Source organism: Streptomyces sp. NPDC056222 (assembly GCF_042264065.1).
Classification (GTDB): Bacteria; Actinomycetota; Actinomycetes; order Streptomycetales; family Streptomycetaceae; genus Streptomyces.
Genome location: NZ_JBHJTL010000018.1, coordinates 85,589 through 96,607, shown reverse-complemented (window position 1 = coordinate 96,607; position 11,019 = coordinate 85,589). Strand labels below are relative to the sequence as shown.

Here is an 11,019-nt window from a genome sequence, read left to right as displayed (position 1 = left end):
CACCTGCCCACCCAGCTCCCCCAATCCCCCACCACGCGCGGTCTGGTGGGGTGGTTTTGTTTTATACGACCCCCCCGGTGGGGCGGGCGGGGGGGCGGGCCCGCCTCCGCGGTGGGCCCGCCCTCCGGCCGTAGGGCACGATCCCCTACGGCATCCGCGCGTACCGCATCAGCGGGCGCGGGCGCCCTGGCGGGCGAACACACGCCACATCCACACCTGGCCGTACGCGACAGCCGCCAGCGCCGGCAGGACCAGCACCGCCAGCAACCCGAGGGAGGCGGAGTCCGCGACGGCCTCGGACAGAGTGAGCGCGCCCTCGCCGGATCGGGTGGCCAGCACCGTCGTACCGTTCACCACGCCGACCGCGGCGGGCAGGGCGACCAGCGGGGCGCTGCCCAGCAGCAGCGCCGCACCGGGGCGGCCCGCCGTACGGAGGCGCTCGGACGCGTACGTGGCGAGCGCGGCGACGACGGCGACCAGCGCCACCGCCACCGAGGCGCCCGACACCCCGACCGCCGCGGCGAGGAGGACCAGCCCCACCAGGGGCCAGAGGAGCCGGCCGGCAAGCCGCGCCAGCCGTACCTGGTCGGGATCGTCCTCGGGCAGCCGACGGGCGGCGAAGAGCACGCCCTGGCGGAGGCTGGCCACGACGACCACGGCCGCGCAGGCGAGTGAGAAGGGATGAGCCAGGTCGGAGAACGCGGCCACCGCGTGCCCGTTGCCGTCTGTCGACAGCCCCCGGATCAGGGCCGCCAGCAACGTCCCCCACGCGACCGCGAGCACCAGGCTCGCAACCGGCAGGACGACATCCCACGTGCGTCGCCAGCCGCCGGACGGAAGCGCCGTGCGGAACCACAGGGCGGCGTCGCGCAGCATCCAGGCGCACAGCACGATCACCACGGGAATCCGCAGGACGGTCAGCAACTCGCCCTCCAGCAGCGGCAGGGCGCCGAGCAGCAGGCCGACCACGGCGACCAGCCACACCTCGTTGGCGAGGAAGAGGGGGACGACGGCACCGCGCGCCCGCTCGCGGTCCCGCTCCGTCCGGGCGAATGAGAAGAGCATGCCCATGCCGAAGTCGATGCTCCCCAGAGCCAGGTATCCGGCGAGGAGCAAACCCGTCAGGGCGTACCAGAAGACATCCACAGCGGCGTCCCGTCAGTAGGTGAAGTGAGCATCGGCACCGTCGGAGCCGCGGCCGGCCTCCGCACCCTTCCGGCCCTCGGGGTCGGCGGGGTCCATCGGCGATCTCGGCCCGGGGAACGGATCGGGCCCGCCGATGAACGCGTGGGCGGGGCCCAGCCGGGCGTAGTGGGAGATCAGTGCCCAGTCGACGAAGGCGAGGAGCGCGAGAACGGTCGTCAGGGCGACGAACGTGGCCAGCATGGCGCCGAAGGAGACGTCCGAGACGGCCTCCTCCACGGTGAGTTCGCCGGTCACCACCCACGGCAGGCGGCCGACCTCGCGCGTGAGCCATCCGCAGATCAGGGCGATGAACCCGAAGGGGAGCAGTGCCACGGCGAGCCACATCCGGACCCGTTTGCGGGACGGTGGCACGTCCGTCCTTCGGGCGGCGGTCGCCGGGATCCACGCGATGAGCAGCAGGACCAATCCAATGGCGATCATGACCAGGGAGGAGGTGGCCACCCAGTCCGGCGGCATCCAGTCGCCGGGGCCGTACTTTTCCACCTCGGCGGCACTCACCTCTTCCAGGGAGGGACCCTCCCCGGTCACCACGGCGTGCTTGGCGGGCTGGTAGCCCACCAACGCCTCCAGATGGACGATGCCCGACACGACGGTGACGAGCGCGCCGACGCCCGCGAGGATGCCGCCCTGCGCCAGAGTGGGCCGGAAGAACTCGACCTCCTGGTCACGGCGCAGGTGGAAGGCGCTGACGGCGGCGATGAACAGCCCGGCGAGCAGTGCGACGGCACCGACGATGTGGCCGATCGCGTACCAGGTCGCCTCGTTGGTGAGGATCGCTCCCCAGTCGGTGACGCGGGTGACGCCGTCGCTCGTCTCGTGGCCGACGGGCTTCTGCATGAAGCCGTTGACCACCATGATCCAGAACGTGGAGGCGTACGCGGTGAGCGCGACCAGCCAGATCAGCACCAGATGGGCGCGGGCGGGCAGGCGCTGAAAGCCGAAGGCCCACATGCCGAGGAAGGTGGACTCCAGGAAGAACGCGACGATGGTCTCGATGGCCATCGGGGCGCCGATGATGTTGCCCATCGTGTGGGAGAGGCCGGACCAGTTCAGCCCGAACTGGAACTCCTGCACGATGCCGCTGATGATGCCGAGCGCGTAGTTGATGACGTACAGGCCGCCCCAGAAGCGCACCCGACGCATGCCCGTTGCCCGCGCCTCGGGGTCGCGGCCCCAGGTGGCGCGGGTCTGCGTCACGGCGACGACGGTGACGAGACCCAGGGTCAGGGCTACGAAGAGGAAGTGCAGCCCGGCAGTGATCGCGAACTGGAGGCGGGCGAGTTCAGCTGCGTTCACGGTAGCGGTCCTCGCTGAGGTGGGCGGGGTGTCGAACCGTGGGGGCCGACCCGGCGCCGGTCATTCGCACCGTACGCCCGCCGCGACCGGGTGGTTGCTCCCCGACTCCCCATTCACCTGGGCTTGCCCGGACGCTCGCCCAGGGCGGGTCGACGGATAAGCGTGTATCGACTCGGGAAGACCTCGACGCCTCGGCGGCGCGGTGCTGTAACTGACATTCCATGAGCACACCGTATCCGTAGACATCTCAACTCGACATGTAAATAGGCCAGTTGCTTCCGCATAATTCACCTGCATCACCTCGGCCACCGGAGAAGCCCGCACGGCGACCGGCGCGCGCCCGTGCGTCCCGGATCGCGGCCCACTCGGAAACCCCCAGCTCACGGCGGTGACGGTAGTGGCGGCGGCCCGCCCCGGGCTCGACCGGACAAGCAGGCCGCAAGGGTCGAACCGACGGCACGCTCGACCCCGGCATCAGGCAAGGTCGCCGGTCGGAGCCATTCCCCGCGCCGCGGCATTCACGAACACCCGGCAATCGAATTGATGAGCCTCGGATCGGCGGGCCGGTGAGCCGCCTCCGGCAATGGCGTATGCGTTTCTCACGAACCGGGATTTATTTCACCATGAAGAATTGCCGCGACGACGCTCGCGCAGCACCTCGAACGGGCAGCCGTTCACCATCCGGCCGGGAGCGGTGCGCCACCGAGGTCGAACCGGTCGAGATCGTGGGCGAGGCCGCTGCTTGGTGAACCCGGCCACCCCCTCACCAAGGCCATCGCCCGGCGCTCCGCGACCACCTTGGGGCCCCTGCGCTTCCGGGCCCGTACCCTCACGGGGCGACCCATCCCCAGCCCTCCCTTTGGGAAGTCATAAGTTCAGCTTATGGGGCCATAGACGGGGGGCGGGTACCGCTCCGCGCAAGGCGTTATTTAGGGTGACCTAAGTGGCGACGGATATCGTCGCCACGTCGCTTGCGAAGGGAACCTGACATGCCCCGCCCTCTCCGGGTCGCGATCGTCGGCGCCGGCCCCGCCGGGATCTATGCCGCTGACGCGCTGCTGAAGTCCGAGGCCGCCGCCGAGCCGGGCGTGTCGATCGACATCTTCGAGCGGATGCCGGCTCCCTTCGGTCTCATCCGCTACGGCGTCGCCCCTGACCACCCGCGCATCAAGGGCATCATCACCGCGCTCCACCAGGTTCTCGACAAGCCGCAGGTCCGCCTCTTCGGCAATGTCGACTACGGCACCGACCTGCACCTCGACGACCTGCGCGCCTTCTACGACGCCGTGGTCTTCTCCACCGGCGCCATGGCCGACCGTGAGCTGAAGATCCCCGGCGTCGAGCTCGACGGCTCGTTCGGCGCCGCCGACTTCGCCTCCTGGTACGACGGCCACCCGGACGTCCCGCGCACCTGGGAGCTGAAGGCCGAGAAGGTCGCCGTCCTCGGCGTGGGCAACGTGGCCCTCGACATCGCCCGCATCCTCGCCAAGACGGCGGACGAGCTGCTGCCGACCGAGATCCCGGCGAACGTCTACGACGGTCTCAAGGCCAACAAGGCCGTGGAGATCCACGTCTTCGGCCGCCGTGGCCCGGCCCAGGCGAAGTTCAGCCCGATGGAGCTGCGCGAGCTGGACCACTCCCCCAACATCGAGGTCATCGTCAACCCCGAGGACATCGACTACGACGAGGGCTCGATCGCCGAGCGGCGCAAGAACAAGCAGACCGACATGGTCGCGAAGACCCTGGAGAACTGGGCGATACGCGACATCGGCGACCGCCCGCACAAGCTCTTCCTCCACTTCTTCGAGTCCCCGGTCGAGATCCTCGGCGAGGACGGCTCGGTCGTCGGCCTGCGTACCGAGCGCACCGAGCTGGACGGCACCGGCAATGTGAAGGGCACCGGCCGGACCACGGACTGGGACGTCCAGGCCGTCTACCGCGCCGTCGGCTACCTCTCCGACGAGCTGCCCAAGCTCCCCTGGGACACCGCCTCCGGCACCGTCCCGGACCAGGGCGGTCGCGTGATCGAGGAGGGCGGCGAGCACCTCGCCTCCACGTACGTCACCGGCTGGATCCGCCGCGGCCCGGTCGGCCTCATCGGCCACACCAAGGGCGACGCCAACGAGACGGTCGCGAACCTGCTCGACGACTTCGCCAACGGCCGGCTGCTCACCCCCGAGACCCCCGAGACGGACGCGGTCGTGTCCTTCCTGGAGGGCAAGGGCATCACGTACACGACGTGGGAGGGCTGGTACGCCCTCGACGCCGCCGAGAAGGCGCTGGGCGAGCCGCAGGGCCGCGAGCGCGTGAAGATCGTCGAGCGCGAGGACATGCTCCGCGCGAGCGGCGTCGACCTGGGCTGACCCCGGTCCTGTTCCTCCCGGGCCCCCACCGGTCATGTGCCGGTAGGGGCCCGGCCCGTTTCGGCAACCAGGCCGTTTCGGCAACCGGGCCCGTCCGGGAGCCCGCTCGTCTCGGCGCCCGCCTCGTCTCAGCGCCCCGGCGCGACCAGGCCCGACTCGTACGCGGCGATGACCAGCTGGGCCCGGTCCCGCGCCCCGAGCTTGCCCATGATCCTGCTGACATGGGTCTTCGCGGTGAGGGGCGAGAGCCCCAGCGTCTCCGCGATCTCCGTGTTGTTCATGCCCCGGGCCACCAGCGCCAGCACCTGGCGTTCACGGTCCGACAGCCCCTCCGGCCCGCCCGTCACCGGCGCGTCCGGGGTCGCGAGGACCCTGGCTATCAACCGGGCCGTCGGGCCCGGGGACAGCAGGGACTCCCCCGCCGCGACCGTGCGGATCGCCGCCAGGAGCTCGGCGGGGCGGATGTCCTTGACCACGAAGCCCGAGGCCCCCGCCCTCAGCGCCTCCACGATGTGCTCGTCCGTGTCGTACGTTGTCAGGACCAGCACCTTCACCCCGGCCAGGTCCTCGTCGGCGGCGATCAGCCGGGTCGCACCGATCCCGTCGAGCTCGGGCATCCTGACGTCCATCACCACCAGGTCCGCCCGCGCCGAACGGGCCAGCTCCACCGCCTCCTTGCCGTTGGCCGCCTGGCCCACGACCTCCATGTCGGGCGCCGAGTCGACGAGCATCGCGAACGATGCCCGGACGAGAGTCTGGTCGTCCGCCAGCAGCACCCGGATCACGCCGATACCCCCTCCCTCGCCGCGAGCGGCAGCGCCGCCGCGACCTCGAAGCCCCCGCCGGCGCGTGGACCCGCGCTCAGTGTGCCTCCCACGCTCTTCGCCCGCTCACGCATCCCGACGATCCCGTACCCCGAACCGCCCGGGCCCCGGGATCCGCCCGAACCGCCCGGAGCACCCAAGCCCCTCGAACCCCCCGCCACAGCCCCGCCGTTGGTAACCCGCACCGTCAACACCTCGTCCGCCAGGCCCACATCGACCCGCACCTCGGCGTCCGCACCCCCGTGCCGTACGGCATTGGTCAGGGACTCCTGCACAATCCGGTACGCCGCCGCCCCCACCGCCGCCGGGACCTTCGCCTCGCCCGTCCGTATCGTCAGGTCCGCGCCCGAGGACCGTACGAGATCGGGCAGCGAGGCGAGATCCGGCAGCGGGCCCTCCGGGGCCGCCCGCAGCACGTCCAGGGTCGTCCGCACCTCGGAGCGGGCCTCCCGGCACGTCTCGGCTATCCCGTCGAGCGCCCGGACGAGCGCCTCCCGGTCGAGCCGGTCCGGGTCGGCGACCAGGACATGCGCGGCGACCGACGTCTGCACGCCGATGAGGGTGATCGAGTGCGCGAGGAGGTCGTGCAGGTCCCGGGCTATCCGCAAACGCTCCTCGGCGACCTTCCGCTCCGCCTCGCGCTCCGCCCGCTCGACCACTCCCGCCACCAGTTGCCGGTAGAGCCGGATGCTCGTGCCGAAGACCAGCATGGCGATCACCCAGCCGGAGACCCTCAGCACCTCCACCATCTCGTGCGGGTTGACGAAGCGCTGCATGGTGAGCGTGAGGGACGTGACCGAGAGACCCACGATCACCGTGCGCTTCGGCGGGCCGGTGACCGCGACCGTGTACAGCGCGGTCATCGTGGCGGGCAGCGGCGCCAGATGCATGTAGTCCAGCCCGTGGTACGGGGCGACGCAGGCCGCCACGGCCAGCAGCACCGGCAGGGGCGCCTTGCGCCGCCAGGCCAGCGGGACGTACGTGGCGAGCAGCAGCGCCCAGCCGAGAGCGTCCGGCCGGCGGCCGTCCTCGACGGTGACCGCGATCACCGCCGCGATCACCGCGAAGACCGCGGCGGCCGCCGCGTCGCGCCGCACCGGGTGCCGCGCCGCCTGCGGGTCACGGGTGAAGGCCGCTGCGAAGTCCATGACGTTCATCCTCCCTGCGGGCGGGGGCTCCTGACAGTCCGGGGAGCCCCCCACCCGTCCCTGATCACACCCGTACGGGCTGCCGCTCGGATCCTGAGCCGCCCGTTGACGAATCACCCGTCGACGAACCGTCCGTCGCCGAACCACCCTTCGAGGCGGGCTTCTTGGACAGCGGTCCCGGCCACCACACCCTCCGGCCGAGCAGCACGCTCGCGCTGGTGACGAGGTACGTGCGGACCAGGAAGGTGTCGAGCAGGACGCCGACCGCGATCACGAAGCCCAGCTCGGCCAGTTGCACCATCGGCATGTTGACGAGGACCGCGAAGGTCGCGGCGAGGACGAGCCCCGCCGACGCGATCACCCCGCCGGTCGTGCGCAGCGCCGTCAGGGCCGCGGCGGCGGGCTCCGTACCGTTCAGGCACTCCTCGCGCATCCGGTGCATCAGGAAGATGCCGTAGTCGACGCCGAGGGCGACGAGGAAGACGAAGGAGAGCAGCGCCAGGCCCGGGTCGGTCCCCTCGAAGCCGAAGAGGGTCTCGAAGACGAGTCCGCCGATGCCGAGGGCAGCGCCCCAGACGGCGACGACGGCGGCGACCAGGATCAGCGGTGCGACAAGGCTGCGCAGCAGCACGATCAGGATGAGCAGGACGACGACGATGACGAGCGGGACGACGATGTTCCGGTCGCCGGCGTTGGTGTCGGTCATGTCGAGCTGCTCGGCGCTGGGCCCGCCGACGTACACACCGTCGCCGAGCGCGGTCCGCAACTCCTCGATGGTCGCGGTCTCCGCCGCCGACTGCGGCGGGTCGGAGGCGACGACGGAGATCTCCGTCCAGCCGTTGCCGCTGCGGCCGCTTTCGGCCTTCGCGACGCCGTCGGTCGCGAGGGCGGTCCGGAGCGCCCCTGGGGCCGAGGCGGTCGGGGCGACGACGGTGATGGGCTGGGTTCCCATCTCCGGGTACGCGACGGCGAGCGTCTTCATCGCGGCGACGGCCTCCGGGGTGGAGGTGAAGGAGTCCTCCTGCTTGAGGGCCCCTGGCAGGTTCAGCGCACCCAGCGCGAGCGCGGCCAGGGCGGCGCCGCCCGTGACGAGGACGGCGAGCGGACGGCGGCCCGCCGAGGAGCCCATGGCCGCGAAGAGGGAACGGCGTGCGGCCTTCGGCTCGCTCCCGTACGCCGGGATCAGCGGCCAGAACACCCGCCGGCCGAGGACCACGAGCAGAGCGGGGAGCAGCGTCATCATCGCGACGAGGGCGCACAGCACTCCGACGGCTGCCGTGGGGCCCATGCCCCGGCTGCTGTTCATGTCCGCGGCCAGCAGGCAGAGCATCCCGAGGGCGACGGTGCCGGAGGAGGCGAGGACGGCGGGGCCGCAGCCGCGCAGGGCGGTGACCATGGCGTCGTACGGGCGCGGGGTGCGACGGAGTTCCTCGCGGTAGCGGGAGACGAGGAGGAGGGCGTAGTCGGTGCCCGCGCCGAAGACCAGGATCGTCATGACGCCGGTGCTCTGACCGGAGACGCTGATGTCGAAGCCCTGGTGGAGGAGGTAGGTGACGGCCATGGAGAGGTAGTCGGCGACGCCGGCGACGACCAGGGGGACGAGCCAGAGGAAGGGGCTGCGGTAGATCACGATCAGGAGGACGGCGACGACGGCGACGGTCGTGTAGAGCAGCGGGCCGTCGAGGGAGTTGTAGACCTCGCTCGCGTCGGTGGCGAGGGCGCCGGGTCCGCCGACCTCGCCGCTGACCGTCTCGCGGATGTCGAGGACGAAGGCGTCCCTGGCCGTTTCGTCCGTACCGGGCTCGGTACTGGACACGGCGTACAAAAGGGTGGTGCCGTCCTCGGAGGGGACGGGCTGCGGGGGCGAGGTGAGCGGGTGCTCGGTGGCGACCTGCGCCACTTCCCGGGCGGCGGTGGCCTTGTCGGCGGGGGTCAGTCCGCCGTCACGGTGGTAGACGAGGACGAGGTCGGTGGAGTCTCCGCCGGGCATCTGCTCGGTGATCTTCGCGACCTGGGTCGAGTCGGCGCTCGCGGGCAGGTAGTCGACGGCGCGGTCGCGCTGTACGTCGCCGAGCTTTCCGGCGAGGGGTGCGGCGAGGGCGATCAGGATCACCCACAGGGCCAGCACCCCCCAGCCGATGGTCCTCTTACGGCCCTCCATGGCGGGGCTCCCTCCGGTCGGTGCGGTCATCTGGGTCGGTCGTTCGGGTCGATCCCAGATTCCCGCCGCCCGAACGCGGATTCGTCGCGCCGAAGGCCGAGTTGGGAGCTACTGCCGGGGGCGGTACGGCGGCCCGGTTACTCCCGCGGGAGTACGGGAGGCCGTACGCGCCACGCGCTCATATGCCGTACGCGCCACGCGCTCATACCCTGGAAGGACCGGCAGGGCCGGGAAGGGAAGTGAGCGGCGATGGCCGTCCCCGTCGAAGAGGCCCCGGTCGTCGAGCGGGCGCGGGACGCGGCGGCCCGGGAGTCGTGGGCCGAGGCGTACGTCCTGCTGCGCGAGGCCGACCGGCACCCCTCCGTCGCGCTGGGCCCCGACGACCTGGACCTCCTCGCGGACGCCGCCTGGTGGGCGGGGCACGTGGACGAGTCGGTCGCGGCGCGGCTGCGGGCCCATGCGGGGTACGTGGCCGCGGGCGACCACCGCGGGGCGGGGCAGGTGGCGTGGTGGCTGCACTTCGAGTACCGCTCCCTGGGCCGGCCGGCCACCGCCGCGGGCTGGCTGCACCGGTCCCGGCACCATCTGGAGGACGTACCGGACTGTCCCGAGCAGTGCTTCCTCGCCTGGACGGACGCGGAGGAGGCCCAGGAGCACCGCGACCCGGCCGCGGCGCTCGCCGCGGCTCGGCGCATGGAACTCCTCGCCCGCGACTCCGGCAGCCCGGACCTGATCGCCCTGAGCCGCCAGGCCCACGCGGCGGTTCTCCTGGCGAACGGCCGGCGGGCGGAGGGTCTGGCCCTCCTCGACGACGCGATGTGTTCGGTCACGGCGGGCGAGCTGAGCGGCATGTTCACGGGCTTCCTCTTCTGTCTGGCGCTGACGCAGTGCATGGAGGCGGCGGACTTCGGCCGCGCCGTGGAGTGGACGGACGCGGCGATGGACTGGTGCGAGGTCCCCTGGTCCCAGCACGTCCGCCCGGCGGGCCCGGGCGCGGGCGCCGTCGAGCCCGCCGCGCCCGAGCCGGCCACCGGCCCCCGGACGGCCCCCGACAACCCGTTCCGCGGACTGTGCCGAATCCACCACGTCGAGGTGCTCGATCTGCTCGGTGCCTGGACGCTCGCCGAGGCCGAGGCCGAGCGGGTGTGTTCCGAGGTCGCGGTGGACTCTCTCGACGTCGCCGCCGGGGCGTACTACGAGGCCGGGGAGATCCGGCGCCGGCAGGGGCGGCTCGACGCCGCAGCCGCCGCGTACGGGCACGCCCATGAGCTCGGCCGGATCCCGCAGCCGGGTCTCGCTCTGCTGCGGCTCGCCCAGGGCAAGGCCGATGCCGCCGTGACGGGCCTGAAACTGGCCCTGGCCTGTCAGAGCGACCCGAGTCACGACCTCCTCGGCCGCGCCCGGCTGCTCGCGGCGCAGACGGAGGTCGCACTGGCCGTCGGGGACCCGGACAGCGCCGCGGAGGCCGTAGGGGAACTGGAGGCGCTCGCCGCCGAGGCGCCGCTCCTCGGTGCCATGGCCGACACCGCCCGCGGCGCTCTCGCGCTGGCCCGGAACGAGCCGGCGCTGCGTCCGCTGCGCCGGGCGCTGGCCGGCTGGCTGGAGCTGCGCGTCCCGTACGAGGCCGGGCAGGTACGGATGCTGCTCGCGGCCGCAGACCGGGCCGCGGGAGACGAGGAGGCGGCCCGGCTGGAGCTGACGGCCGCCCGGGCGGCGTTCGAACGGCTCGGAGCCGTGCCCGACGCGCGGCGCGCCGCTGCCCTGCTGTCGGGGCGGCACCGCCCGCTGCCCGGCGGTCTGACGGGCCGGGAGGCGGAGGTGCTGCGGCTGGTCGCTGAGGGCGGCACCAACCGGGACATCGCGCAGGCCCTGGTGATCAGCGAGCACACGGTGGCCCGCCACCTGAACAACATCTTCGCCAAGCTGGGCGTGACCTCCCGTACCGCCGCCACGGCCTACGCGTACTCCCACCGCCTGGCATAGGCGGTCCCCCACCGCCTGGCGCGGGCGCTCTCCCACCG

At 72.2% G+C, this 11,019-nt stretch carries 7 protein-coding genes; 2 read left to right on the top strand and 5 right to left on the bottom strand.

Translation table 11 applies throughout. The features are described from left to right. Positions 1 to 168: 168 nt before the first annotated feature. Both ACFC0D_RS12010 and ACFC0D_RS12005 read right to left on the bottom strand, forming a co-directional pair. Positions 169 to 1,146: a cytochrome d ubiquinol oxidase subunit II gene (locus tag ACFC0D_RS12010; protein ID WP_376433786.1), complete on the bottom strand. Its 978-nt coding sequence runs from the start codon at positions 1,144 to 1,146 to the stop codon at positions 169 to 171. 12 nt (positions 1,147 to 1,158) lie between these two features. Next, the gene (locus ACFC0D_RS12005; protein WP_376433784.1) at positions 1,159 to 2,502 is read right to left on the bottom strand and encodes a cytochrome ubiquinol oxidase subunit I; all 1,344 of its coding nucleotides are present in this window, start codon (positions 2,500 to 2,502) and stop codon (positions 1,159 to 1,161) included. Between the two features lie 989 nt (positions 2,503 to 3,491). On the opposite strand from ACFC0D_RS12005, the gene ACFC0D_RS12000 reads away from it, so the two are divergent. After that, the gene (locus tag ACFC0D_RS12000; protein WP_376433782.1) at positions 3,492 to 4,865 is read left to right on the top strand and encodes an FAD-dependent oxidoreductase; all 1,374 of its coding nucleotides are present in this window, start codon (positions 3,492 to 3,494) and stop codon (positions 4,863 to 4,865) included. 128 nt (positions 4,866 to 4,993) lie between these two features. Here the strand turns inward: ACFC0D_RS12000 and ACFC0D_RS11995 are convergent, their stop codons facing one another. The 3 genes from ACFC0D_RS11995 to ACFC0D_RS11985 form a co-directional block, all read right to left on the bottom strand. Next, positions 4,994 to 5,650 (bottom strand): response regulator, encoded by a 657-nt coding sequence (locus ACFC0D_RS11995; protein ID WP_376433780.1) that lies wholly within the window; start codon positions 5,648 to 5,650, stop codon positions 4,994 to 4,996. Beyond that, on the bottom strand, positions 5,647 to 6,837 hold the full coding sequence (locus ACFC0D_RS11990; protein WP_376433778.1) for a sensor histidine kinase: 1,191 nt from the start codon (positions 6,835 to 6,837) through the stop codon (positions 5,647 to 5,649). Before ACFC0D_RS11990 ends, ACFC0D_RS11995 begins: the two co-directional genes overlap by 4 nt. Positions 6,838 to 6,901: 64 nt before the next feature. Further along, the gene (locus ACFC0D_RS11985; protein ID WP_376433776.1) at positions 6,902 to 8,998 is read right to left on the bottom strand and encodes an MMPL family transporter; all 2,097 of its coding nucleotides are present in this window, start codon (positions 8,996 to 8,998) and stop codon (positions 6,902 to 6,904) included. A gap of 249 nt (positions 8,999 to 9,247) precedes the next feature. Between ACFC0D_RS11985 and ACFC0D_RS11980 the strand changes: the two genes are divergently transcribed. Continuing rightward, the gene (locus tag ACFC0D_RS11980) at positions 9,248 to 10,981 is read left to right on the top strand and encodes a LuxR C-terminal-related transcriptional regulator (protein ID WP_376433774.1); all 1,734 of its coding nucleotides are present in this window, start codon (positions 9,248 to 9,250) and stop codon (positions 10,979 to 10,981) included. Positions 10,982 to 11,019 lie beyond the last annotated feature (38 nt).